The sequence below is a fragment of the Glutamicibacter sp. genome, from assembly GCF_035257265.1.
In the GTDB taxonomy this organism is placed as follows: domain Bacteria; phylum Actinomycetota; class Actinomycetes; order Actinomycetales; family Micrococcaceae; genus Glutamicibacter.
The window spans coordinates 37,100-62,604 of the sequence record NZ_DATEXC010000050.1; the positions used below are offsets into that span (position 1 = coordinate 37,100).

The following is a 25,505-nucleotide window of genomic DNA, read 5'->3' on the forward strand; positions in this document are numbered from 1 at the left end:
GGATTCCTTCTTCTTAGTGCTTCGGGGTGACCGCGATAGCTTCGCCATCAATGTCTGCGAGATCCAAACGGTGCTTTGCCAGAATCAGGTAGACGATGGCGCCGGCGCCGGAGCCCAAGAACCAGGCGAACGGCCCCACTACGTGCAGTGCGGGAACGAAGGCCAGCAGCAATGCGATGACCGAGCTAATAACCAGGGCGGCCACCGCACGGTAATTAACCCCGCGAGTGAAGTAGTAGGTGCCTTCGGGATTGCTGCGGTAGAGGTCAACCACGTTGATCCGAGCACGGCGAACGATCCAGTAATCGGCCATGATGATGCCAAAGAGTGGGCCAAGCAAGGCCCCGAGGCCGCCGAGGAAGTAGTTGATGATTTCCGGTGAGTTGTACAAGTTCCACGGAAGAATTACCAACCCGATAGCGCCGGAAATCAAGGCGGCGGTGCGGAAGTTCAGTTTTTTGGGGAATAGGTTGGTCAGCGCGTAGGTCGGAGCGACGAAGTTCGCCATCAGGTTCACGGCAATGGTGAGAACGAGCAGCGCTCCGGAGGCGAGGACTAGCAACAGCGTATTGGGGATCGCTTCCACCACATCTGACGGTGAGCTGATGACCGCACCGTTGATGGAGAACTGGGTTCCAGTCAGCACGACGACAATTGCACCGAAAAACAGCATGTTCAACGGAATGCCGAAGAAGTTTCCGCGCACGATGGCTTTCTTTGACGAAGCTCCCCGGGTGAAATCGCAGAAGTTCAGCACAAACGTTCCGTAGATAGAGACCCAGAGGGCGGCGGCACCAAAGATACCCACCCACATGTCGAGACCGGAACGGGTATCTCCGGTGGTCATCGAGACGTTGAAGCCGGATTCGAAAAGCATCCAAATGGCCAGGGCCAAGAATGTCACCAGAATGACCGGACCGGCAAAGGCCTCATACTTGCGAATCATTTCCATGCCGTAGCTGACGATCACGAGTTGGACTGCCCACAGGGTGACGAAACAAATCCAGCCGAGGGTGTTGAGTCCTAGGAAGCTGGTTTCCTGCAGGCTGGCCATGCCCGGCGCTAAGGCGATGACCATGACGCTGAGTACCTGTGAAGCAAGGAAGGTTTGAATGCCGAACCAGGCAATGGCCACCGCCCCACGGAGCAGGGCCGGGATCTGTGCGCCGTTGATACCAAAAGCGATGCGGCTCATAACGGGGAAGGGCACGCCGGTCTTTTCACCCATGAACCCGGACAGATTTAATAGCGCGAAAAGCAGGACTGCGCCGATGCCAAGCGCCGCCAGGATCTGCCATCCGCTCATACCTAGTGCGAACAGGCCGATAGCGAATGCGTAGTTGCCCAGCGAGTGCACATCGTTGGCCCAGAGGGTGAAGATGCTGTAGGAATTCCAGGTGCGCCCCTTGCGGGTGGTGGGCGCCAGGTCTTCGTTGTACAGCGAAGCGCTGAGCTCATGCGGGTTTGCAGGGTCAATTCCTTGAGTATGCGTTTGGGTGAAGATCGTCGGCGCGGAGGTGGCCTCCGGTAATTGGTGCGCCATGGTGGTGTCCTATTCTTAGGAGCGCGCTGAAGGTCGAGGCTGTTTCGGTGACCAAGAATGGGTCACTAGGGAATGAGCTATCGACAGCGCGCATGAATGAAACGTGCCTGTATTTGCCTTACGGGGTAACTGTGTTCGTGTCCCAGGATGGGGAGAATCTGACGCGTTACGGGTAAATAGGCTGGCCGAAGTTCACGTAGAACTCGGCCGGTGTGCCCACCACGGGCTGGGCTTCGTGCTGCAGGCGCCATGCTGGCTTGTCTGCGTGCTTCCCAATGAGTTGTTGGCTCATGGCTGCTCCTGAGTTAGTGAAATACACTCCGAGATGTGTGCCACATCAATGATTCAATAACTGTATGCGGTACATCACATTACCGCAATAGAGAATCTGAATTTCGTTGTGCGGAAATCTACTGAAATCGAGGTGACTAGCGTTTTGAAGCAAAAGACCAAAAAACACTTTGTCGTTACCGATGCATGGCCTGACGCCGCGGGCCTGGCACAACTGTGCCAGGCCCGCGGTGTTGCTGCTCAGAGAAAAATCAGCTGCGCTTGCGAAGCTCGAATTCAGGGATAGAATCCGCTGCTGGCCCGCCGCCAAACTTGGGCGATGGCTCTTCGCCTGCGGCCAGTCGGCTAACCTCGGCGGCGGCAAACTCTTCTTCCTTGCCAAGCATCCGTGCGGTGTCTTCGTTGGTGATTTCACCAGCGAACGCGCGCTTCATGACCTCGCGGTCAAACTGGCCTTCCCACTTGGCCACGACAAAGGTCGCTACACAGTTTCCGAGCAGGTTGACTACAACGCGCATGGAATCCATGATGCGGTCCGCGCCCAGCAATAGTGCCACGCCGGCCACTGGGAAGATGCCCAGTGCCGCGGCGGTGGCCGACAAGGCCAAAAACGAGGAGCCGGGTACGCCGGCCATGCCCTTGGATGTCAGCAATAAGACGCCCAGTGCTGCAAGCTGCTGACCGAGGCTCAAGTCGTGTCCGAAAGCCTGGGCTAGGAAAAGCAATGAGATAGACAGGTAAATTGCCGCGCCATCGAGGTTGAACGAATACCCGGTGGGTACCACCAGGCCCGTGGTGGCTCGTGAGCAACCGGCATTGGTAAGCTTCGTCATGATGCGTGGCATCACCGATTCCGTGGATGCCGTGCCCAGAGCCAGCAGGAATTCCTCGCGGGTATACCGGATGAACTGCCATAGTGGCACTCGGGCGAAAGCCCAGGCGATGATGAACAAAACTCCGATGAACAATAGTGCTGCTACGTAACAGGCAATGATCAGCTTCGCGTAGGTGCCCAAGGTGGCGATGCCGTACTGGCCGATGATGAATCCCATGGCGCCAAAGGCGCCCAGCGGGGCAACCTTCATTACCCAGCTCATGATCTTGAAGATCAGCTCGAGGACATTTTCAAACACGGCTATCAGTGGCATGCAGCGTTCCTTGCCAACTACCACAATGGCTGCGCCAAAGAAGACTGAGAAGAACAGCACCTGCAGCAGATTGTTCTCGGCGAACGCGCCAATGACGCTGACTGGAATGATTCCAAGGATGAAGTCGGCTGCGCCCTTGGCCTCGCCGGTTTTCTCCTTGAGCGATGAGTCATCCAACGTGGATGGGTCGATGTTCAGTCCTGCGCCGGGCTGGAAGATGTTCGCGATGATAAGTCCGAAGACTAGCGCGAAAAGTGTTGCGCTAGTGAAGTAGAGCAAAGCTTTGATGCCGACTCGACCCACTGCTTTCACATCGCCCACGGCGGCAATGCCGGTGACGATGACCAGGAAGATCAGCGGTGCGATGATCATCTTGATCAGCATGATGAAGCCGTCACCCAGTGGTCTGAGTTCTGAACCGATCTTTGGCCAGAAGTGACCAATGAGGACGCCTGCCACGACCGCAAATCCGAGTTGCACGAACAGTGACTTGTAGAAGCGCTTCTTGGGTTTTGGCTTTGCGTTGGCAAAGTCATTGGGGGATGAGATTTTCACGGCTGCTCCAGAGGGTAATTTCTCGCGAGGTATATGCCCGTCGAATGACTGCACCAACTGTAAGGCGGATCACATGATTTCCGCAAGGAAAAAACTACTTTTCGCAATGCGAGAAGCATTCATCTCGCATTGCGGAAGTTAAACGTTCCCCTTAGGTCGTGAACCCGTTTGTGTCGAACCTTAACACTTCCGTGAGTGTTTGTGGCGCAAACCTTCGAGAGGGAAGGGTTCACGAGCAATGCTTGCTCGATAGGGGTTGACAGTGACTCAAATTCAGATCTACAGTTTTCATAAAGCAAGACAAAGATTCCATGAAGTGGAATCTTTGAAAAAAGGTTTCGAAGGGAAATCCAGTGTCTTACACTCTGAACTGCTCGATTCTGCTCACCGAATTAGTTATCAACCAGCGTGCCGACGCAGCCAAACAAGCGGGCTTCGACAGCGTTGAATTTTGGTGGCCGTTTGCTGTTGCAGTGCCAACAGACAAACAGGTTGATGAGTTTGTCGGCTCAATCAAGAACGCCGGAGTGCAGCTAGACGGATTGAACTTCTTCGCCGGCGATATGCCAGCCGGGGACCGCGGCCTCGTTTCGTGGGTGGGGCGCGGCGCAGAATTCCGCGACAACGTAGATGTTGTCACCGCCATCGGGGAAGCTACAGGCTGCAGATCCTTCAACGCGCTCTACGGCAATCGCCACAAGGATTCTTCGGCACAGGCCCAGGACGAGCTAGCCATTGAGAATCTGTTGATCGCCACCGCAGGGGTGGCACGCATTGGCGGAAACGTATTGATTGAGCCGGTCTCAGGAACCGAAGCCTATCCGCTGAAAACCGCGGACGACGCGCTAGCGGTGGTACGTCAGGTCAAGCAGGCGGGTGGCGAAAATATTGGCCTGCTCGCCGACTTCTACCACCTGGCAGTTAACGGCGATGACGTAGCGGCAGTGATTGAAAAGCATGCCAAGGTCTTCGCTCATATCCAAATAGCCGATGCACCAGGGCGCGGCGCACCGGGAACCGGTGATCTGCCGCTGCTGGATTGGATTACTCGATCCAGAGAGCTTGGCTACGCCGGTCTCGTTGCTTTGGAATACAAGCAGAGTGCCGATACAGCCTTTGACTGGCTGCGCACCGCAGAAGTCGAAGCTTCCTAACCTATTTTCTGCGCCATGAGCGCGGACCGCCAACAAACTTTGGAGTATCAAATGTCGCAGAACGTTGCCTTTATCGGTTTGGGAATCATGGGATTGCCCATGGCAAAGAACTTGATTGCCGCCGGTTTTAACGTCACCGGATTCAACCGCAGTGATAAGGCCACCAAGGAGCTTATCGCCGCCGGCGGGCACGGGGCTGAATCTATTGCGCAGGCCGTGGCGGATGCGGACGTCGTCATCACGATGGTGCCCGATTCCCCGGATGTCGAAGCGGTGACCACCGGTGCCGAGGGATTGTTTGCACACGCCAAGGCCGGCGCAATCTGGGTTGATAATTCCTCGATCCGACCAGACGTCGCAGTGAGCCTGGCTAAGCAGGCCCGCGAGGCCGGGCTTCGTCCACTGGACGCCCCGGTATCCGGTGGCGAGCAAGGTGCGATTGACGGTGCGCTATCCATCATGGTCGGTGGCGAACCAGCTGACTTCGCCGATGCGCAGCCGGTACTCGAAGCCGTGGGAAAAACCATTGTCTTGGTAGGCCCCTCGGGGTCAGGGCAGACGGTCAAGGCGGCTAACCAGCTAATCGTCGCGGCAAATATTCAGGCATTGAGCGAAGCGGTAGTCTTCCTCGAGGCTTATGGAGTGGACACCGACTCGGCGTTGAAGGTCCTCGGCGGCGGTCTTGCCGGCTCAAAGGTTCTGGACCAGAAGGGCCAAAAGCTCCTGGATCGAGAATTTACTCCAGGCTTCCGGCTTGCCTTGCACCACAAGGACATGGGCATCGTGACTTCCGCGGCACGCGAGGCCGGGGTGGTGCTGCCCCTAGGAGCACTTGTAGCCCAGCTAGTCGGTTCCACCGTAGCCAGTGGCGACGGAGCGCTGGATCATTCCGGACTCTTCCGCGGCGTACAACGCCTATCGGGCCAGAGCGAGTAATACCCTTACTTACCCTCTGTTCCCCAATACTTCCTGTGGCGGGTTCTACGCCTGCCTTCGGCAGCCGTTCCATTCTTGGGCGATTTTTCGCCTCGGATGGTTCCCTTCGTTCCAGTTCGGGTCCGGCTTCCGGTGCTCGGGGCGGTGTGTGATGACAATTCAATTTGTCGACCCGCCACAGGTCTACCTCAATTTTCTTCTCTTATACCGCTCCGTTCGGGGCCGAACCATCGATATGGATGTGTGATTTAAATGCCTATGATGCGCGCAGTAGATGCCATCGTGCTGATCCTGGAAAAGGAAGATGCTACCGAAGCGTTCGGCTTGCCCGGCGCAGCAATTAACCCGCTGTACTCGGCCATGCGGCAGCACGGCGGAATCCGCCACACCCTGCACCGCCACGTCGAAGGCGCCAGCCACGCGGCAGACGGATACTCGCGGGCCAGTGGCAAGATCGGATTGTGCCTTGGTACTTCCGGACCGGCAGGCACCGACATGATCACCGGGCTGTATGCAGCCATCGCGGATTCGATCCCGATGCTGTGCATCACCGGTCAAGCGCCAACCAATGTTTTGCATAAGGAAGATTTCCAGGCGGTGGATATCGAATCGATCGCCAAGCCGGTCACCAAGTACGCCACCACGGTGCTCGAACCGGGCTTGGTTCCAGGTACTTTTGCCAAGGCCTTCCAGATCATGCGTTCAGGCCGACCGGGCCCGGCGCTGATTGACCTGCCAATTAACGTGCAGCTGGCGGAGATTGATTTTGATATCGACGCCTATGAGCCCTTGGCACCGACCAAACCGCACGCCACCCGAGGTCAAGCAGAGAAAATCGTGAATTTGCTGCTGAGCGGCAAGCGTCCCATCATCATTGCCGGCGGTGGCGTCATCAACGCGAATGCCAGCGACAAGCTGGTACTGCTAGCCGAAGAGCTGAACATTCCAGTCTCCCCGACCCTCATGGGTTGGGGCACTATTCCCGATGACCACCGGCTGCAGTCGGGCATGGTGGGAATTCAGACGCACACTAAATACGGTAATGAGACCTTCTTGGCGTCGGATGTGGTTCTGGGCATTGGCAACCGTTGGGCCAATCGTCATACCGGCGGTTTGGACACTTACCGTGCCGGACGCAAGTTCATCCACGTAGATATCGAACCAACTCAGATAGGCCGGGTGTTCTCCCCAGATTTGGGAATCACCTCGGACGCGTCGGCAGCACTGGACCTGCTCTTGGAAATTGTCCGCGAGCGCAAGAGTGCTGGCGACATCCCGGACTATTCCGACTGGGCAAGTCAGTGCACCGCCCGTAAGTCAACAAATCACCGCAAGACGAACTTCGAGAACATCCCCATCAAACCCCAGCGGGTGTACCAGGAAATGAACGCGGCTTTCGGCCAGGACACCACCTATGTGTCCACCATCGGGCTCAGCCAGATTGCAGGTGCACAAATGCTGCACGTTTACGGTCCACGCAAGTGGATCAACGCCGGTCAGGCAGGCCCGTTGGGGTGGACCGGACCAGCAGCTTTGGGTGTGGTGCGGGGTAAGCCAGGTGAAAAGGTGGTCGCCTTATCTGGAGACTACGACTTCCAATTCATGATCGAGGAGTTAGCAGTCGGCGCGCAGTTCAAACTGCCCTATGTGCACGTGGTAGTCAACAACTCCTACCTTGGTTTGATTCGCCAGTCGCAGCGGCCCTTCGAGATGGATTATCACGTGTCCTTGGGCTTCGATAACATCAACTCCCCGGAGACCAACGGATACGGTGTGGACCACGTCAAGGTCGCCGAAGGACTGGGGTGCAAGGCGGTACGCGTCATTGACCCGGCGAAACTCGCCGAAGGCTTTGCCGAGGCCAACCGGCTGGCTGATGAGCATCAGGTTCCGGTAGTGGTGGAGGTGATCCTGGAAAAGGTCACGAACATTTCCATGGGCGCGCAATTAGATGCGGTCAATGAATTTGAAGATCTTGCCTTGGAAGTTGGGGATGCACCTACCGCGTTGGTCCCCATGACTTCTGGCGCCAAGGCAAATGCCTAATCTCAGTCGTCGCTGTCATTGGCATCTGCAGTAAAAGCGAGTGCGGTTATTTCCAAGATAGGAGATCATGGAAATAACCGCACCGTGCAGTACTTGTTTTTATCTATTGCTTTAAACGTAACGAGTAGGGAACGACTCATGAGCATCAACGAAGCTGTTGAACGTGGCACCACAGGAAGCACTGAAGTGGAATTTGATCTAGTCATCCGCGGTGAACGCGTCCTGACCACCTCGGGAATTGCAGCCCGCGAAATCGGTGTCCGCGACGGAAAAATCGCCGCCATCGAAGAACTGGGCAAGAACCTGCAAGGCGCACGAACCATTGACGTCAGTGAAGACGAGGTGCTGCTGCCCGGATTGGTCGACACCCATGTACACGTCAACGAGCCAGGGCGTACCGAATGGGAAGGCTTCGAATCTGCTACCAAGGCAGCCGCCGCCGGTGGCGTCACCACGATTGTGGACATGCCGCTAAACTCCATCCCCCCGACGGTGAACCTGGAAGCTCTGAACATCAAGCGCGAGGCTGCCAGCACCAAGGCCTACGTTAACGTGGGCTTCTGGGGTGGAGCGATTCCGGGCAACAAAGAAGACCTGAAAGACCTGCACGAGGCCGGGGTTTTCGGTTTCAAGTGTTTCTTGCTTCACTCAGGTGTTGATGAATTCCCTTCGCTGAGCGTTGACGAGATGGAAGAGGACATGGAGGTGCTCAAGTCCTTCGACTCCTTGATGATTGTGCACGCCGAAGACTCAGACATCATTGACCATGCCCCGGAAGCCAGCGGCGGCAAATACTCTGGCTTCCTAGACTCGCGGCCACGCGATGCAGAGAACACCGCCATAGCCCAGGTTATTGAACGCGCACGGAAGACCGGGGTACGTGCCCACGTCCTGCACTTGTCCAGCTCTGATGCGTTGGAGATGATCAGGGAAGCCAAGGCGGAGGGTGTGAAACTTACCGTTGAAACCTGCCCGCATTACCTGACGCTGCTAGCCGAAGATATCCCTGATGGTGCAACCGCCTTCAAATGCTGCCCACCGATCCGCGAGTCATCTAACCGCGAACTACTATGGCAGGGACTGCAAGATGGTGTCATTGACTGCATCGTTTCAGACCACTCACCGTCAACCATTGACCTCAAGGACGTAGAAAACGGTGACTTCGGCGTGGCATGGGGTGGCGTTGCCTCATTGCAGCTGGGTCTGCCGCTGATCTGGACCGAAGCCAAGAAGCGTGGTATCGCGCTGGAACAGGTGATCGAGTGGATGTCGGCTAAGCCATCGGCGCTCGCCGGGTTGGCAAATAAGGGTGCTATCAAGCTGGGCAATGATGCAGATTTTGCGCTCTTTGCTCCGGAAGCAACCTTCGAAGTAGATGTGAAGAAGCTTCATCACAAGAACCCAATCTCCCCGTACCAGGGCAAAACCTTGGCTGGCGTAGTGCGTTCGGCACTCGTCGCCGGTGCAGACGTGGATTTCAAGATTCCCAAGGGGAAGCTGATTCGCCGCGACGAGGCATAAACAGCATAAAGTCGAAATTTTACGGCTGGTGTGTGAAGCAAGCTCCTGAGCTTGCTTCACGCACCAGCCGTTCGCATATTAAAACCAACGGTTCTGGTCTTGAGGCCGCGACCGTGGAAAGAGATTTTGACATGTCATAAGTTTCTAACTGGCTCTAAATTATCGAGGTTCTCGGAGAATACAGAATCCCGTAGTTCCATGATCGAGTTACCCGCACAGCGAATAATGGGTAGCATGGTGCTCATCAACACGGGAAAAGAACCTTTGGTTGCCAAGAAGATCAGGGCTGACATGATGAACTCCCGATAACAAACCGAGAAGAAATACAGATTGTCACTTCATCCCAACCAGCACCCGGCATTCGCCCGTTTTAGCAAATGGGCTGATTCGTCCTCCCGGCTATTACTGGTTAAAGCCGCTTCTGGAACCGGACGTAGATGGTTCGCTCGGTCATGGATTGCGAATCGACATGGCGAAGTGCACGATTGGACTCGCAAGGACTTCAACGAAGCCAAGCAGATCTCTTCCCTTGTTCAGCGTCTAGATAGAGACCCGGAATTGCATCTCGCAATCATCTTGAAACCTACGCATCTGATCTGGAGCATGCCGTGGCCCAATCTGATTCTTATTGCTCAGCAACAAGACTTATTACTTGACCCGGCTGAAATTGTTGAAGTCGGACCAGCCGCCGCAGAATTATCCCTCGGCAGAAGTCTAGAAATTTTTGAACAATGTGGTGGATGGCTCGCTGCCGCTAAATTGCTCGCTCAGGACGCTGAAGCGACACAGCCAGCACTGCAGGCAATAAGAAGCGGACTGGCAATGTGGCTCAAAGCAACAGATCCCAACGGAGAGCTTTCCGAAGCAGTTTGTCTGAGTGTATTTGATGAAGACATTATCGAAGCGTTTTTCGGGGAAATATCGGTGCACTCTCGCGGGGTAAAACAGTTAGCCGATGCTGGGCTGCTTCGCCCCAATGGCGACGAAGCATGGATGATGCCCGCAATGTTCCGGCAGGCACTGACCGAAAGAGTGTCGCTCTCCGGACCTGAGCGTATGAAAATCTTGGAAAATGCGCTGATCAGAGCTTCTGTGGGGATCTATGGGATCCGAGAAACGGCGGCAACGTTAGCGGAACATCGAAAATGGGAGATGCTGCTTCGGCTACTCATAGATAACTGGATCGAGCTGTTTCTCGAGAATCCAACAGAACTGGTTGGACTAGTGAAACAAATCCCGCCATTCATCACAGCTCAAGAGCGTTTTTTATGGCTTGCGGTTCGCTTGCTCATCACAGCTGTTGAAGGGGGTACCGAAACTAAGCTACCCGGCTTCACCCCGGACTATTCAACGGATCAAGTGGCTCATAAACTTCTCGAAGACACGGTATATCTTTACCGAAAACCCAGCAATCGGGCACTGACCGTCGGCATTCTGGAAGTCGTGTATCTCCGGAGCCGGGGAATGTATGTGGAGGCTGGGGCCGCTGCGATTCGAATGCACGACGTACTACGTCGGTCGGTCAATTCGGATAAGACCAATCCAATCTTGGCGGCGATGGCGCAACTCCAAGTCGGTATCACATTGTTGATTGCAGGGGACCAGGTAGCTGCACGGCAGGCGCTCGAAATGTCTCTTGTGGCTGCCAGAGCGTTGGATCAACCCTTCCTGCTAGCTGATTCTGCGGGAAAAATTGCGTTGCTCAATGTATTAGAAGGCGACTTTGCTGCCGCAAAAATATTTCTAATCCAACACGATCGAGCCATCATTAGAACCACGTGGGGCCGCCCGACGATTGCTAGAGCAGCTGCGCTATCAAGAAGTTATCTGGCTTTGACCGAACTTGATCTCCATACCTCGCGCCAAGTACTACAGGACATACCAGAGATGCCAGACGCTGACGAATTCTGGGCAGTGCATGCATATCTTCTGGCAATGCATAAGACGCAAGAAAACCTGCCTGAAGCAGCTAGCCGACTAATCTCAACAATTAGACAACAGCGCCACAATGCAGCTGAAGCAGCATTTAGCCGCAAATTATTAGACGACGCCGCATATGTTGCTTCCATGCTCGAGCGCACATACCTTCCTCAAGCAATTGACCCAAACACAGTCGACCCTATTTTGGTCGCACTGAGGTATTTGCGAGATGGTCAACCGGACTCGGCATTAGCTGTCTTGCAAATGCCCAAGTCGATGACGGACATACGAAGCAGGGGAAATCTCGGCGCCTATTTAAAGCTCATCGCGCAGAATGCCAACCTTCCGGTCTCCAAGCTGAAAGAACAAATATCACGCATGCATCACGACTCCGGATCTCTATCTGAGTTAGCGATGCTGATGCTTATTCCTGGCTGGGGAGAGATCTCAGAGATCATCAAGTTGGACCAATCTTCGAAGGTGATCTTGGAAGATGTAAAAGAAGATTCTGGGCCCCCGCCGCGCAAGCGTCCTTCGTTGACTCCGAGAGAGCGCGAAATCCTGGCACAGCTCCGCTCGGGAATGTCGCGTCGTGAGATCGCTGAAGAAACGTTCAGGTCAGAAAATACAGTTAAAGCCCAAATGCGTAGCCTGTATCGAAAGCTTGAGTCTAATGATTTGGAACAGATGCTTGAACAAGCTCGAATCTGGGGATTGTAGTCGGATCTACAGTGGCCTTTGGACCTGAAAGGGTTAAATTTCGGGTTAATTAGCGAGATTGACCGATTGTAGGGTCCTCTGGCATTCATCGCATCGGGGCAAAAATATTCGCGGAGGTCTCGTTTAGGTCTCAGTGAGTCCCGTTTTGATGGCGAGCATATTATCTGGAAAACCCGCTTGTTTGTTGTAGATCGTGCAATGAAATGACGATTTCTGAACTAAATGTCGTTTTCGGCGGTGAAGATAGACCTTGATTTTTGTTTTTTACGGGTAATGCTCCTCACTTTCACGCCGCTTTAATTCCGATTTGACGGAAATTTGCTGTTGATATCGTTCCGGCTTGGAGAGAAATTTTTGCCGGTGCCTTTCCGTCCGCGTCATTGACAATTGGTTGACTCAACCAAACGAGGAGCTGCGACTACTGCAGGGGTACTTGGCCATACCATTGGGGAATAAATGAATAGGTTTTTTGGGGGTGCGCGCGCAAGTGACCTAAACGCACTAACAAAGTTCACGACAGCTCTTAGAACTGCTCTGGCTTTTGTGGTGGCAGTTTCACTTGCATTTGGCGCACTCATGGTCGGTGCAATTGCACCTGCTCATGCTGTCGACGGTATTCAAATCACCGTCGAAGAGTCCACCGAAAATTATGGTGGAACGCCAGTTCTTAACGAAGAACGAGTACTGGATATGAGAATCCAGTACGGTGTCGAAGTTGGTGCCGGCAAAGAAGTAGTTCTGGAACTCGATGGACCAATAAGTTTCGATTCCATTCCGGCTGGGAACCTTGCCGTTGAATCCGTGACGGTGGATCCGGCAAACCCCAACAAGGTGACGATTAAGTTCAAGGATCCTTGGCCATCGGATGTTAACCAGGGCGTTTTAGCTTTCAAGGTCAAAGTCAACAAGGTAGACGCCAGTAGTCAAGAGACTATCTCATGGTCGGTTGACGGCGAAGAAACTACGCGCGACATCATTATCCGTAATAACGGTGACCAATTCGCCAACGTGAAGAATGGCACCAGTAAGGGTCTTGCTCAAAACCGAACTCTCAACTCCTACGTCAAGGTCGTTGACGGAAAAGTGCAGGTTTCAGCAGATGTGCTGAATAAGCCGATCAACTACACCTTGGGTGTCGATTCGGCGGAAGACCGCAATGGGCTAAACATCTCTGATCAGCTTCCGGCTGGTCTGCATTACATTGCAAACTCCTTCAAGGTTACCCAGACCATCTGGGATGTGAACGGCATGAACGTTCAGCGTGATGTAGCAGGTCCTGATTTTGACCCAATCATCGCTGGCAACAGTTTCTCAGGCACCATTGATCTTGCCGGTCCTTCGCAGGCGAAGATCACCTATCAAGCTGCAGTTACCACTGAAGCCGATCGGCTGAAGCTGCAGGAAGAACTACAGGCTGCTTACGATGTTGCCAATGGCAAAGAACAAGAAAACTACAGCATCGCGCTGAAGAACACCGCAACCTTTGGTGAAGAAACGAGAGACGTCACGTTTAACGTGGATGGTCCACGTATCACCGGCAATGTAGGGATCGACCTCGGTAAGGCGTTCTCCAAGACCTCGACGTTCGGAAACGAGGTTGCTGCTGTCGACGTTGACGCAGAGGGGAACATTGTTTCTGCGAAGGATGTCGTCTACTCATTGAATGCTGATCTCACTGTGTGGGATGGAAAGATTGATAAGCGCAAGTTGACCTCAAACGTGGTCCTGCGCGATGCATTGCCGGAATGGGGAAAATGGCAGAGCGAGGAAGCTGACTTCATCACCGCTAAAGGCCTTACGCTGACGGAGGCGACCGAAGCACCTGCAGGTAGTACCGAATCTGCTAAGGCAACTGCCTTCAAAGATGCAAAGTACGTGGGACAGTACTTCGTAGATGGCCAGACCGTATATGTCAATATCGGTATGGATAACACGCTGGTAACTGCCGTCAAACTCAAAGCTCAAATAGTTTCTGTGACTGGCATGGCAAAGGTTGATACCGGTAACCCGAATGTGACCCGATACCGGGCCACCAATCGCGGAACCATGACGCATGCCTATGACACCGGCTACAACCTGAATCATCAGTTGGAGACCGCAGTTGAAAACGAAGAAGGATTCAAAAACGAATCGTACTTCAACAAGGCGACCGCCGCTGATCACACGGCTGCACCTGGTGACGAGGTCATCGTGGACTACAAGTTCACCGTGGGTGCAGGCAAAAAGATTGACATCACTAAGAGCTACATCGTTGATTATGTAGATCCAACGATGTTCAACATTTCGGATCTGGATGCTATCAAGGCCGGTCTTACCGGTACCTATGATTGGTGGCAGAAGATGGGTCCAGAGATGTTCGATGTGTCCTTGGACGAGTCGAGCAACCTGATCATCAAGCTCACCGCTGCTGGTATCGATTTTGTTAATACCATTGGAAGTGACAAGCAGTTCGAACTGAATGTGCCGCTGACTACGAAACCACTGATCGGTAAGGAAACCTTCCAGATCACCAACAAGGCAACCTTGTTCGGGGAAGATGGTAAGGCAGACTACTGGGACGAAGTTTATACAGAAACCACCTCCTACGGTGACGAAGCCGAAGTTCGCAAGGCAATCCGAGATACGCCTAACCAGGCGTGGACCAACAACTTGCGTGCCGAGACCGATGCCGAGGGTAACCTCGTACAAGACCTGTTTGTATACAACGTGAAGTTGGTACCTCACGGCGAATACACCGGTGTGCCGATTATCCCGGTTGTCGATAATCTTCCTTCGGGAATCGAGTTTGTCGGCTTCGTTGCCGACGCAAACGTTGATGACGGGCTAAACCCAAGCACTTCGGTGCAGGATCTATCCGGTAACGTTCAGGCTCGTTTTGATGCACCAAGTGATAGCGCTCCACAGGGCTCTGTAGTCATGTATCAGAAGGATGGAACCGTACTGGATGCATCCAAGGGTGCTCCGAATGTAAATATTCTCGTGCGGATCACAGAATTCTCGAGCGATGAATCGATCGTTAACTCGATTGGCAACGTTGATGCTTCGATCACCCCAACCGACGGTTACCCGCTGAGCATTCGCAAGATTGATGCCGTAAATTCGGATAACATCATCACCGACCTCGACGCTAAATTCCAAGTCCTTGACCAGGAAAACAACGTTGTTGTTGACGATGTCTTCGTATCCGATGGCCAGCTACGTGTCCACGACGCCGACGGAAACATCAAGGCAGTCAAGGTCAAGGAGACCGGTACCTACATCATCAAGGAAGTAGAGGCGCCGGAAGGTTACGAACTTTCCGAAGACGAAATCGTTGCAGTCGTTGACGAAAACGGTTCTTCTAACGCTGTCACTTTCTTCAATGATCCGGTTATTGAACTTCCAAAGACCTATGCCGTGGGTGACTACGTATGGGTTGATGCGAATGATGATGGCGTACAAGGTGACACTGAAGTTCTTGAAGGTGTAAAGGTCACCTTGCTCGACGGTAACGGTGAGGAAGTTTCCTCGACGACTACCGATGAGAACGGCCGCTACATCTTTGATGAGCTGCCTGCTGGTGAGTACCAGGTCAAGTTCGAGCTGACTCCGGAACAAGCTGAGAAGTACGATTTCACTGCCCAGAATAAGGGTGAAGATGATGGCGTAGATTCAGATGCTGATCCAACTACCGGTCTGACTGAAAAGTTCACCTTGAATGACGAAAATGCTTCGTTGACCAAGGAATACCAAGATCAGGAGTTCAAGGCTACTGAGGGTATCGACCCAACCTGGGATGCCGGTGTTGTTCTGAAGCCAGTGCCAAAGGTCTCCGTAGGTGACTACGTATGGGTTGATGAGAACAACGACGGACTACAGGATGAGGATGAAAAGGGCATCAAGGATGTTGTTCTGACTCTTGTTGGTCCAGATGGCAAACCTGTAGTGGATGTCAATGGTAATCCTGTTGAACCGACTACTACCGATGAGAACGGTTTCTACGAGTTCAAGGATCTTCCTGTACTCGAAGAAGGCAAGTCCTACACGGTGAGCATCGACCGAGAAGCATCTAAGGAACCGTTGGCTCCTTACGTGCCAACGATTGAGACCGACGATAGCCGTGAGAATGACTCGTCGACTTGGGAAGCCAAGTCGCAGGGTCTGACTGAAGATGGGGAGCATGATCCAACCTTGGACTTCGGTTTTGTACTGAAGCCTGAGCCGGTCAAGACTTACGCCATTGGCGACTTTGTCTGGGTTGATAAGAACGATGATGGCCTGCAAGGCGATTCTGAAGTTCTTAGTGGCGTCAAGGTAATTCTGCTTGACGGTAATGGTGAGGAAGTTTCCTCAACAACTACCGATAACAATGGCCGTTACATCTTTGATGAGCTGCTAGCCGGCGATTACCAGGTCAAGTTCGAGTTGACTGCCGAGCAGGCTGAGAAGTATGAATTTACTTCTCAGGATGCTGGGGAAGACGATGCGAATGACTCGGATGCTGATCCGAAGTCTGGCCTGACTATCAAGTTCACTTTGGATGACGAGAATTCTTCGTTGACCAAGGATTACGCCGATCAGGAGTTCAAGGCTACTGAAGGTATCGACCCAACGTGGGATGCCGGTGTGGTTCTGAAGCCAGAACCAGAGCCGACTGAACCGACTGTTGAACCAACGGAGCCAACAGAGCCAACAGAACCGACTGAACCTACGGTTGAGCCGACTGAGCCGACTGTCGAACCAACGGAACCTACGGAACCTACGGAGCCTACGGAGCCTACGGAGCCGACTGAACCTACGGTTGAGCCGACGGAGCCGACTGAACCTACGGTTGAGCCGACGGAACCAACGGAGCCGACTGAGCCGACTGTCGAACCAACGGAGCCGACTGAACCTACGGTTGAGCCTACGGAGCCGACTGAGGAACCTTCGGTTTCCCTGGGCGACTACGTATGGGTCGATAAGAACCGTGACGGAATTCAGAATAAGGACGAAGACCCAATTGAGGGTGTCGTGCTGAAACTGATCGGCCCGGACGGCAAGGAAGTTGTTGACATCAACGGCAACCCAGTCGGTCCGGTAACCACTGACGAGAATGGCTACTACAACTTCAAGGACCTTCCGGTCTTGAAGGATGGAGAGTCTTACACGGTGGTCATTGATCGGGATAAATCCGCTGATGCTCTGGATGGCTACCTGCCAACCAAGGAAAATGGTACCGACCGGGATAAGGACTCTTCGACTTGGGAAGCTAAGTCTGAAGGCCTGACCGAAGATGGGGATCACGACGGGACCCTCGACTTCGGCTTCTATCTAGACGAAGATCCTGAACCGACTCCAACGGAACCAACCGAGGATCCTTCGGATGATCCAACTGAGCCGGCTCCGAGTGAGTCGACTCCTACGGACCCAACGGAAGCGCCTTCGAAAGATCCAATCGAGTCGCCAGATACGAGCGAGGATCCTTCGCAGGATGCAGCTCCTACCGAGAAGTCTGATCAGCCTTCGGCTTCCGAATCTGTGGATGGTTCTGAGGAACCAAAGCAGACGCAGAAGCCAAAGAATGATGACAATCTGGCTGACACTGGTTTCAAGACCATGTCACTGCTAGTTCTTGGTCTGCTCCTGGCAGCAGCCGGTGTAGTTTTGGCTCGCCGTACTCGCGGCCGCCACAGCTAGTGCGCTGTTGAGGTAACAAAAAGGTAGTGCCCGGATCCCTTTAAAGGGATCCGGGCACTACCTGGTTAATTGATCAATCCTGCGCCTGAATGATGTGTCGGGAAGCCGGAAATAATTCTTGGCCATGTCTTCCTTTTTCAACTTCGACGTAGTTGAGAACACTTCGAGTTGAACCTCATCTCTAGCAATTTATTAGCATCAGGGATATGCCGACTGTCGAAAGGTTCTCTAGTACTATTTTTGGAATTTGAGTCGGTAAACGCCTTGGGTGCATCGCAGCTGCATGGACCCAGAATTTACCAGAACCTAGTCAAGGCGGGCTAGCGGCTGCACTGTATCGCTGACCATTGCTGAACTCCATGATTCGTTCGCCTCGTGCACTCCAGGTCAAATCACGCGTAGAAACCCTCAGGTCGCTTCTTCACGAAGAAGTGACCTGAGGGTTTATGAGTAGAACTATATGGCCTAGCGGCGGATTGAGCCGCCATCAACTACCAAGGTTTGTCCGGTCACAAAGCCTGCGCCTTCGGAGAGGAAGAAGCGGGTCGGTCCCACATAGTCGTCGGTGATGGAGGCGCGCTTGATTGCACGCGAAGCAATATTTGCTTCCTCACCGCCGGCAAGGTCGGTAGCCAGCGGGGTCATCACCAGGCCGGGAGCAATCACGTTGACGGTGATATTCCGTGCGCCCAACTCGGCGGCCAGGCTCCGAGAAAAACCGATGATTCCTGCCTTTGACGCGGCATAAGCCGCGGCTCCGGCGGGAGCCTTGAAAACTGTGCCCGAGGAATACAGCACGATACGACCGCCGTCCTCTACCAAATCAGCGGTTCCCTGAATAAAGTTCAACGTGCCGTGCAGGTTAAGTAACAACGCACGTTCCCAGTCGGCCTTGGGCATATCCATAAACGGACCGAATACCCCGATACCGGCGCAGTGCACGATCGAGTGGACGCTATCTCGCCCCTGAGCCTTGAGCGACTCGCGGACGACGTCTGGCGCATTACCGGCCACATCCCCGGCAACATAGGTGATCCGATCTAGTGGATCCTTGGGTAGTGAGCGGGACACCGAGATGACATCCCAATCGACACGTAGATCTGCGGCCAGCGCCGCCCCGATACCTGAAGAACCTCCGGAAAGGATCAGCGCAGGTGCTTTAGTTTCTGCCATTAGTTTGCGCTACCTTCGATAACCGAGGTCAGGAAATCATCGATGAGATCCCATGCTTCCTCTGGGTGAGTGATATTCGGGCAATGCTTTCGATTCAATACCTCACGACGGGCGTTACCCATCGACTCAGCTAGATTTTTGGACCAGCCTTCTTGGAGCAAGGTGTCCTTGGAGCACTCGACCAGCAATGCTGGGGTGTTTACTTCCTTCAGCTGGGCCGGGAAGGTATCCGCCGGACGCTCGACCTTGAGTGCCTCCGGTAGCTGGGTATGCGGGGCCCGCATGGTGATGAAGTGCCCCGGCGTAATCGCCCACTTGTAGCGGGCCGCCAGGTGATCTGCTTTGTCATCGACCGGGTCGCATAACAGGTCTACCAGCTGCTCGAGGGATTCGCGGGTGCCGTCGAACGCGCCGAGCTTGGTCATATCAGGCGCTTTCCAGGGTCCCCCTGAACCATTGAAGGTACTTACCGAGGCGATGCGGTGGCGGTATTGCTCGTCAGCCAAGGCACGTAGTCCAATAGAGCCGCCGAATGAGTTTCCGACAAAATGCACCGGCTCGGTGATGCCGAGGTGATCCAGCAGCGAGAAAATGTGCCGAATGCGAAAGGCAAACGGGGAGACATCCGCGCGAACGGACTTGGCACTGCCACCGTACCCAAGCAGATCCGGAGCGATCACGCGGTATTTCTTCGCGGCTTCGGGCAATATCTTTCCCCACGTCACATCCGACGCTCCGCCGTAAGCGCCGTCGTGCATGAACACAATGACCGGAGCATTCTGCGGTCCGCCGGAGAGATAGCGGGTTTCCAGGTCGGAGACGAGGTCCAAGTTCTCGGTGATTTCTGTAGTTTCGGTAAGCAAAATAACCTCCGTTGAAGCAGTTTCTTAATCTGATGGTTTAGCGAAGTTCGTAATCGTCGGCGTTCAGCGCGAGCGTGCCCTCATAATATTCGCGCGCCGGCAACGGCCACATGATGGTGGAGCGTCCTTCGGCGTTCATGTACCAGCTGTGGGTTTTGGACCAGCCCCAGGTGCGCTTGGCGCTTTCGGAGACTACTCGCTGGTCGTAGGCTTCGAATACGTCGTTTTTCAAATTCAGTGAACTTTTTCCGGTTACTGCCAACGTCTTGATGGCGTCGACAATATAGTTGGCTTGGCATTCGAGGAAAAAGACCAGATTGCCGTGGATAACGGTGTTGGTATTCGGCCCGTACATGCAGAAGAAGTTCGGATAGCCCGGCAGCGCAGTGCCCATGTAGGCGCTGGCGTCGATGCCCCAGGTTTCGTGCAGATCCTTCCCGTCGATTCCGCTAACGCTCATGGGAACCAGGAAGTCCGAGGCCTTAAATCCGGTACCCAGCAAGATAATGTCCGCGTCGATATGTTCTTCACCCAGCCAGACGCCGGTTTCATCAACGCGGTTCACTCCTTGGCTGACCAATCGGACGTTGTCGCGTTTGAGGGTCTTCACCCAGGTTCCGTCATCGCAGATGATGCGCTTGGCTGCCGGAGGGTAGTTCGGGATGATTGCCTTGCGTAGCTCTTCGTCATCCCCGGCCTGTTCCTCCAAATAGGAGGTCAGGTCAGCGCGCAGCCGTTCGTTGGCGGCGGAAACGGCGAACTCGGTGGGCGGGTAGTCCGGATCCACCGTGGCTGCCGCTAAGTTGCCCACCACCCGTGGCAAGAACAGCGAATACCGGTAGAAAGCGCGGTACTGGTTCAGATTGAGCAGTATCCAGCGTTCGTTTTCTTCGATATTCTGGCGCAGCACCGGGGTCTTGCGCAGCCACGGAGCACTGCGCTGGAAGATCGTCATCTGTTCGGCGGCCTTCGCGACGGCCGGGGCGAACTGCAAGGCGCTCGCGCCGGTGCCTATCACCACGACCTTTTTGCCGGTGAAATCCAGCTCATGGTCCCAGCGGGCCGAGTGCACTACCGGTCCGTCGAAGCTGTCCAAGCCCGGCAGATTCGGGACGGATGGGCGATTGAGCTGGCCTACCGCGCTGACCACGAGATTTGATTCAAATTTTTCTTCGCCGCCGTCCGCCTGGCGGGTAGTGAGCTGCCAGGTGCTGCTCTTCTCATTCCAGACGGTAGCGGTAACTTCCTTGCCGAAGACCATGTGTTCCAACAGGCCGTTGTCGGCGGCGAACTTGTGCAGGTATTCATGGATTTTATCTTGGCGTCCAAAGTGAGTTTCCCAGTCATGCTGGGTAAACGAATAGGTGTAAATGTGGCTGCGTACGTCGGTGCGGCAATCAGGGTAGGTATTTTCCCACCAGGTGCCGCCCACGTCGTGGCTCTTTTCAATGATCTTGAATGGGACGCCGGCCTGTTTCAGGCGCAACCCGGCCAACAGTCCGGAAAAGCCTGCCCCGATTACGATGGCGGTCAGCTTGGTGCCAGGCTGAAGTTCGTTCAGTGTCCATTCCGGCTGGCGTGGATCTGTGTCATTGGGGACAAAGGAAACCTCAGAGAGCGCATAGGCATCATCATTGTCCGCGCTCAGCAGCCATTTGGTCATGGCCAGTCGCATCTGATCGGTGGGTTCCGCGGCCCAGTTTGCTTGAGTATCCAGGTACGGGGCCAGGCGCTCGATGCAATAGTTGATGGCTTCGGTCTCGATCTCTGGGCTCAGCCCACTGACCGGAAGCGCGGGAATGCTTGGGCGCCATTCATCGCGCAGCACGCTGGCGTCTGCGGTGATGTGGGCGGTGAGCATGATCAGCGCCGGGGATTGAAACCCGTTGTGATGCGCGCGCAGATCTTCTTCGAGTAGCTGCGCGTAGTGTCGTTCCAGCGTGGTGTTCATGTCGTCTCCGTAGTGCAATGAAGTTAAAAGATACAAAATTCGGTGGCTAGCGCGGCCAGCAGTCCAAACCGTCCAGGAATGGCCGGATGACGCGGACCACCTCGGCTGGGTTGTCGAATGCGACTAGGTGCCCGCCGTCGGCTACAACCAGTTCGGCGCCAGAAATTTGCGCGGCGAGTGCCTCGATCACTGGGCGGGCGGTGCTTCGATCGTCGGCACCGGCCACCACCAGCGTGGGTGGGGGAGTCTCCAGCTGGAACTCACCGACCTGTGTCATAGCTTCGAAGTAGTCGGCAATGGTGTCACCGCCAGCTTGCAGCCATTGCTCGCGGGCCTGGCTCACCAGAGGCGACCTCGTATTGGCGGATTCATCGCCAAACCAGCGGTGCATGGTCGCTTCAAGAGCCTGAGCCAGCCCCTGTGGCGCACGCACCTCGGCTGCGCGGGCGCGGGTGCCCTGGGCGGCGGTTTCGTCGAAGGCCCCGCGGGTCGCCATCAGGATTTGGGCGTCCACCATTTGAGGGAAACTGCCCGATACCGCTTGGGCGACCATCCCGCCGAGGGAGATGCCCAGGACCACGCTATGTTCCACCCCTTCGGCTGCCCACATGGCCGCGACGTCCTTGGCTATCAAAGCCAGGCTTACCGGCGAATGACCCTGGGTGCTTTGCCCGTGGCCCCGGAAATCCGGGGCAAGGATGCTGTACTGTGCTCCGAGGGATGCGGCCAGCGGCTCGTACCAGGAGCCGTCCAAGGCGAGGGAATGCAAGGCGGTGAGTACTCTTTCGCCGGTGCCATATCGACGGTATGCAACGGTCGAGCCATCGGATCCGCGCAGTTTGTTCAGTGTCTTAGGAGGCATTTTTACTCTCTTCACGAAGTCGCTGCTCGGCCATCTCAACCTCGTCGCGCAGACGGTCCGACATCTCGTGGAAGTATTCCTTAAACAAGGCAGACTCTCGGCGCATCTCCTGGCTGCGTGGGCGTTCAAGTTCAATTTTCATGTCCGCCACGATACGGCCAGGCCGGCTGGCCATGAGCACCACGCGGTCGCTCATCAGGATAGCTTCCTCCAGATCGTGTGTCACAAAGATGACCGTGGGACGTTCGGCCTCCCAAAGCTTGGTGAACTCTTCTTGCTGAATGGCGCGTGTCTGCGCATCCAACGCGGCGAAGGGCTCGTCCATCAGCAGCACCTTGGGATTCTGCACCAACGTGCGCGCAATGGCTACGCGCTGTCGCATTCCTTGGGAAAGGTGCAGCACATCGGACTCGGCGAATTCGTGCAGGCGAACCTTGTGCAGCCACTCTTCGGCGCGTTCGCGGCGCTGCTGCGGCGGTACCCCGCGGACCTCCATGCCGAGCTCGACATTGGAGCGGACCCGGCGCCAAGGGAGCAAAGCATCTCGGGCGAAGAGGAAGGCCGCCTCGTTGCTACCCGGGCTAACTGGGGAACCGTCGATCAGCACCTGGCCGGCGCGCGGCGAGACCAGGTTGCCGAGCATTCCCAGTGCGGTGGTTTTACCGCACCCGGAGGGTCCGACAAGGCTGACGAATTCCGACGGTTGAATGTCGAGGTTGAAGTCGTTCAGTACCCGTACCGGGCGGTCTCCATGCAGGAAGCTGTGGTTTACGCCTTGGAACTGCACCGAAACACCTCGGGCTCCCTGGGGCTTGGTCGGCTTAGTGAGTGAACCGGTCATTGGCGACTCACTGTCGCGCACCGAGCTGACTGGTGGATTAGGCATGTTCGCTCCAATCGAATATTTCAGGCTAGGACCCCCGGATGCTGGCCAAGGGATGCTGGATCGGCACGCCATTTGAACCGGTTGCCGGTGCTAGTGAGTGCTGGAAGGTCATGGATGCGCACAACGGCTCATGTGCCGTGCGTCACCCTGTGGTTAATGAATCGTCTTTCACTTCAGGGGCTGAGGTCAAGGAAAAGAGGGCCTATGCGCGGCTATCGCCACGATAGTCACTGGAAACTTGAAACGTGGTCTGAGTCACAGCAAGCTTTTCCAGAAGCAATGTATTAGGTTTTCTGCCGTTCCGACACCGGGCACTGTGCCCATGATCGGCGTGCACCATTCAGGAGGACACTCAATGTCGAACACCCCAACTACCGCCGCCAGCAAAAAGGCCGGAACCGTCTCTTACGATTTCACCGACCAAGTTGTCATCGTCACCGGAGCCTCGGGCGGCATCGGTGGAGCGCTTGCTCTGAAATACGCGCAGGCCGGCGCCGATGTGGTCATCCACGGACGAAAAGCCGAGTCGCTGCAAGAGCGGGCCGAGGCCATTGAGGCTACCGGGCGCAGGGCGGTCGTTGTCACCGGCAACATCAAGGAGCCCGAAACTGCCCAGCGGATTGTGCAGGCCGCGCTGGAGAATTTTGGCCGGATTGACGTGCTGATCAATAACGCCGGCGGCAACTTCTCCAGCCGCCTCGAAGATCTCTCGGCGAACGCCTGGAATGCGACCATTGGGACCAATCTGAACGGGCCATTCCACATGGCCTGCGCGGTGCTTCCGGTATTCGAAGCCCAGGGCGGCGGGGTAATCGTCAACGTCGGTTCGGGGTCGGCGAATTATGCCCACCCGATGCGGGGGGCCTACGCCGCAGCCAAGGCAGCCTTGGCCTCGTTGACCAAGACCATGTCCTGGGAATGGGCGGACCGTGGAATCCGGGTGAATTGTGTTGAACCGGGAGCGACCTTGACCCCGTCCTCGCGATTTGCGCAGGGGGACACCGAGAAGAAGTTCGGAGAGTTCTTGGCCTTGGGGAGGGTAGGTCTGCCCGAAGAAGTGGCAGATGCCTGCATTTATCTATCCTCTGACGCGGCAAGTTTCATTACCGGCACCGTGCTTCAGGTGACCGGCGGACCGCATACTTCTTCGCCACTGGATGGCAAGCTCGTGCGGCAAACCAGCAACGCTTAGACGACTCGGCAGAATTAACCGGTAGGAACGGAATCACCATGGAACCCCAGGCACAATCGAATGGCATGACCGCGACAATTCAAAAACCTCTGGCCTATGACGACAGCACAATTCTCGTCGAAAGGCGCCGGACCAAGCAGAAGAACAACTCGCTCGTTTGGGGGCTGCGGGTAGGAGTTCTGGGAATTTTTGTTGCAGTGTGGCAATTTGTCACCTCGACGGGACTTATGGATTCCACCTTGGTCTCCACCCCCTTGGATGTTGCTACCGCGTTCATTGTCCAGCTGACCGACAGTACGTTCTGGGTAGATGTGCTCGCCACCTTCTCGGGGGCACTGGTTGGTTTGATCACCGGCGCAATACTCGGAATTCTCTCGGGCGTGCTCTTTGCCCACGTACCGGTTTTGCACACTGCGGCGCAGCCGCTGCTGACTCTTATCAACAGCCTTCCACGTCCGGCGTTGGCCCCGATCTTTATCCTGTGGTTTGGGCTCGGATTCGGACCCAAGGCCTTGGTAGCTTTCAGCGTGGTCTACTTCGTGTTGCTGACCAGCACCTTGGGTGCCTTGGTGGGTATCGATCACGACATCAAGCAGTTGACCACATCATTGGGTATGAGTGCGCGTCAGCGTTTCTTCAAAATCGAGTTCCCGTCGGCCTTGCCGGCGATTGTCGGCGGATTGCGCCTGGGCGCAGTCTACTCGGTGCTCGGCGCGGTCGTCTCTGAAATGGTCGGCTCCTATACCGGCCTTGGTCAACGGCTCGTGGTGGTCACCAATAATTTCCATGTTGACCAGACCTTCGCGATCCTGCTGGCGATGGGCCTGTTGTCCATGCTCATGGATCTGTCGATCTCGGTGATGGAAAAGAACGTGTCCAAGCGCAGTCGCTAAACACTATTCACTATGTATGGCCCGCAGCCCGGCAAGCGATTCAGCTTTCCGGGCTGCGGCGTTGAATTAACGGAAGCGCCCGGCTGGCAATCTTCTCACCCGCAGCATCCTGTTCCGGCCAGAGAAATCGAGCCTCTGGTGCTCTGCCGGTCCGATGACAGGGAAATCCTGGTGGTGGGTGCGGCGCGGAGGT

The 25,505-nt window shown here is 55.2% G+C and carries 16 protein-coding genes; 8 read left to right on the plus strand and 8 right to left on the minus strand.

The features are described 5' to 3' along the window. Nucleotides 1–13: 13 nt before the first annotated feature. The 3 genes from VJ369_RS13195 to VJ369_RS13205 all read right to left on the minus strand — a co-directional run bounded on the left by VJ369_RS13195 (nucleotide 14) and on the right by VJ369_RS13205 (nucleotide 3,537). The gene (locus VJ369_RS13195; protein ID WP_324092530.1) at nucleotides 14–1,543 is read right to left on the minus strand and encodes an NCS1 family nucleobase:cation symporter-1; all 1,530 of its coding nucleotides are present in this window, start codon (nucleotides 1,541–1,543) and stop codon (nucleotides 14–16) included. A gap of 166 nt (nucleotides 1,544–1,709) precedes the next feature. Continuing rightward, entirely contained in the window at nucleotides 1,710–1,835 is a 126-nt protein-coding gene (locus VJ369_RS13200) for a hypothetical protein (protein WP_324092531.1), read from the minus strand. Between the two features lie 250 nt (nucleotides 1,836–2,085). After that, nucleotides 2,086–3,537 (minus strand): cation:dicarboxylate symporter family transporter, encoded by a 1,452-nt coding sequence (locus VJ369_RS13205; protein ID WP_324092532.1) that lies wholly within the window; start codon nucleotides 3,535–3,537, stop codon nucleotides 2,086–2,088. 353 nt (nucleotides 3,538–3,890) lie between these two features. Here VJ369_RS13205 and VJ369_RS13210 point away from each other — a divergent pair, with 353 nt between their 5' ends. The 6 genes from VJ369_RS13210 (at nucleotide 3,891) to VJ369_RS13235 (ending at nucleotide 17,492) form a co-directional block, all read left to right on the plus strand. Beyond that, a complete protein-coding gene (locus VJ369_RS13210; protein ID WP_324092533.1) occupies nucleotides 3,891–4,691 on the plus strand; it encodes a hydroxypyruvate isomerase family protein in 801 nt (266 codons plus the stop codon). A 51-nt stretch (nucleotides 4,692–4,742) separates the two neighbouring features. After that, nucleotides 4,743–5,627, plus strand: a complete 885-nt coding sequence (locus VJ369_RS13215; RefSeq protein ID WP_324092534.1) for a 2-hydroxy-3-oxopropionate reductase — start codon at nucleotides 4,743–4,745, stop codon at nucleotides 5,625–5,627. Nucleotides 5,628–5,879: 252 nt separating this feature from the next. Next, on the plus strand, nucleotides 5,880–7,673 hold the full coding sequence (gcl, locus tag VJ369_RS13220) for a glyoxylate carboligase (protein ID WP_324092535.1): 1,794 nt from the start codon (nucleotides 5,880–5,882) through the stop codon (nucleotides 7,671–7,673). Nucleotides 7,674–7,811: 138 nt separating this feature from the next. Then, nucleotides 7,812–9,194 (plus strand): allantoinase AllB, encoded by a 1,383-nt coding sequence (gene allB, locus VJ369_RS13225; RefSeq protein WP_324092536.1) that lies wholly within the window; start codon nucleotides 7,812–7,814, stop codon nucleotides 9,192–9,194. 330 nt (nucleotides 9,195–9,524) lie between these two features. Further along, complete coding sequence (locus VJ369_RS13230; protein WP_324092537.1) at nucleotides 9,525–11,834, plus strand: helix-turn-helix transcriptional regulator; 2,310 nt, start codon at nucleotides 9,525–9,527, stop codon at nucleotides 11,832–11,834. A gap of 546 nt (nucleotides 11,835–12,380) precedes the next feature. Continuing rightward, on the plus strand, nucleotides 12,381–17,492 hold the full coding sequence (locus tag VJ369_RS13235) for an SdrD B-like domain-containing protein (RefSeq protein WP_324092538.1): 5,112 nt from the start codon (nucleotides 12,381–12,383) through the stop codon (nucleotides 17,490–17,492). A gap of 465 nt (nucleotides 17,493–17,957) precedes the next feature. Here VJ369_RS13235 and VJ369_RS13240 read toward each other — a convergent pair whose 3' ends face one another. Genes VJ369_RS13240 through VJ369_RS13260 form a run of 5 tightly spaced genes read right to left on the minus strand, consistent with a single transcriptional unit; the run spans nucleotide 17,958 to nucleotide 23,227 of the window. After that, on the minus strand, nucleotides 17,958–18,665 hold the full coding sequence (locus VJ369_RS13240) for an SDR family oxidoreductase (RefSeq protein ID WP_324092539.1): 708 nt from the start codon (nucleotides 18,663–18,665) through the stop codon (nucleotides 17,958–17,960). Further along, a complete protein-coding gene (locus VJ369_RS13245) occupies nucleotides 18,665–19,528 on the minus strand; it encodes an alpha/beta hydrolase (RefSeq protein WP_324092540.1) in 864 nt (287 codons plus the stop codon). The genes VJ369_RS13240 and VJ369_RS13245 overlap by 1 nt, the downstream gene beginning before the upstream one ends. Before the next feature lie 37 nt (nucleotides 19,529–19,565). Further along, nucleotides 19,566–21,479: an NAD(P)/FAD-dependent oxidoreductase gene (locus VJ369_RS13250; protein WP_324092541.1), complete on the minus strand. Its 1,914-nt coding sequence runs from the start codon at nucleotides 21,477–21,479 to the stop codon at nucleotides 19,566–19,568. Between the two features lie 46 nt (nucleotides 21,480–21,525). Beyond that, the gene (locus VJ369_RS13255) at nucleotides 21,526–22,341 is read right to left on the minus strand and encodes an alpha/beta hydrolase (RefSeq protein ID WP_324092542.1); all 816 of its coding nucleotides are present in this window, start codon (nucleotides 22,339–22,341) and stop codon (nucleotides 21,526–21,528) included. Beyond that, on the minus strand, nucleotides 22,331–23,227 hold the full coding sequence (locus tag VJ369_RS13260) for an ABC transporter ATP-binding protein (protein ID WP_324092543.1): 897 nt from the start codon (nucleotides 23,225–23,227) through the stop codon (nucleotides 22,331–22,333). The genes VJ369_RS13255 and VJ369_RS13260 overlap by 11 nt, the downstream gene beginning before the upstream one ends. A gap of 355 nt (nucleotides 23,228–23,582) precedes the next feature. Between VJ369_RS13260 and VJ369_RS13265 the strand changes: the two genes are divergently transcribed. Further along, nucleotides 23,583–24,419, plus strand: coding sequence for a glucose 1-dehydrogenase (locus VJ369_RS13265; RefSeq protein ID WP_324092544.1), 837 nt, complete (start codon nucleotides 23,583–23,585; stop codon nucleotides 24,417–24,419). A 38-nt stretch (nucleotides 24,420–24,457) separates the two neighbouring features. Continuing rightward, on the plus strand, nucleotides 24,458–25,312 hold the full coding sequence (locus tag VJ369_RS13270; protein ID WP_324092545.1) for an ABC transporter permease: 855 nt from the start codon (nucleotides 24,458–24,460) through the stop codon (nucleotides 25,310–25,312). Nucleotides 25,313–25,505: the final 193 nt, after the last annotated feature.

Excerpts from the sequence above, each read along its gene's own strand:
- VJ369_RS13195 (WP_324092530.1), bottom strand. The coding sequence starts at position 1,543 with ATGGCGCACCAATTACCGGAGGCCACCTCCGCGCCGACGATCTTCACC.
- VJ369_RS13200 (WP_324092531.1), bottom strand. The coding sequence starts at position 1,835 with ATGAGCCAACAACTCATTGGGAAGCACGCAGACAAGCCAGCATGGCGC.
- VJ369_RS13215 (WP_324092534.1), top strand. The coding sequence starts at position 4,743 with ATGTCGCAGAACGTTGCCTTTATCGGTTTGGGAATCATGGGATTGCCC.
- gcl (WP_324092535.1), top strand. The coding sequence starts at position 5,880 with ATGCCTATGATGCGCGCAGTAGATGCCATCGTGCTGATCCTGGAAAAG.
- allB (WP_324092536.1), top strand. The coding sequence starts at position 7,812 with ATGAGCATCAACGAAGCTGTTGAACGTGGCACCACAGGAAGCACTGAA.
- VJ369_RS13240 (WP_324092539.1), bottom strand. The coding sequence starts at position 18,665 with ATGGCAGAAACTAAAGCACCTGCGCTGATCCTTTCCGGAGGTTCTTCA.
- VJ369_RS13250 (WP_324092541.1), bottom strand. The coding sequence starts at position 21,479 with ATGAACACCACGCTGGAACGACACTACGCGCAGCTACTCGAAGAAGAT.
- VJ369_RS13255 (WP_324092542.1), bottom strand. The coding sequence starts at position 22,341 with ATGCCTCCTAAGACACTGAACAAACTGCGCGGATCCGATGGCTCGACC.
- VJ369_RS13260 (WP_324092543.1), bottom strand. The coding sequence starts at position 23,227 with ATGCCTAATCCACCAGTCAGCTCGGTGCGCGACAGTGAGTCGCCAATG.
- VJ369_RS13265 (WP_324092544.1), top strand. The coding sequence starts at position 23,583 with ATGTCGAACACCCCAACTACCGCCGCCAGCAAAAAGGCCGGAACCGTC.
- VJ369_RS13270 (WP_324092545.1), top strand. The coding sequence starts at position 24,458 with ATGGAACCCCAGGCACAATCGAATGGCATGACCGCGACAATTCAAAAA.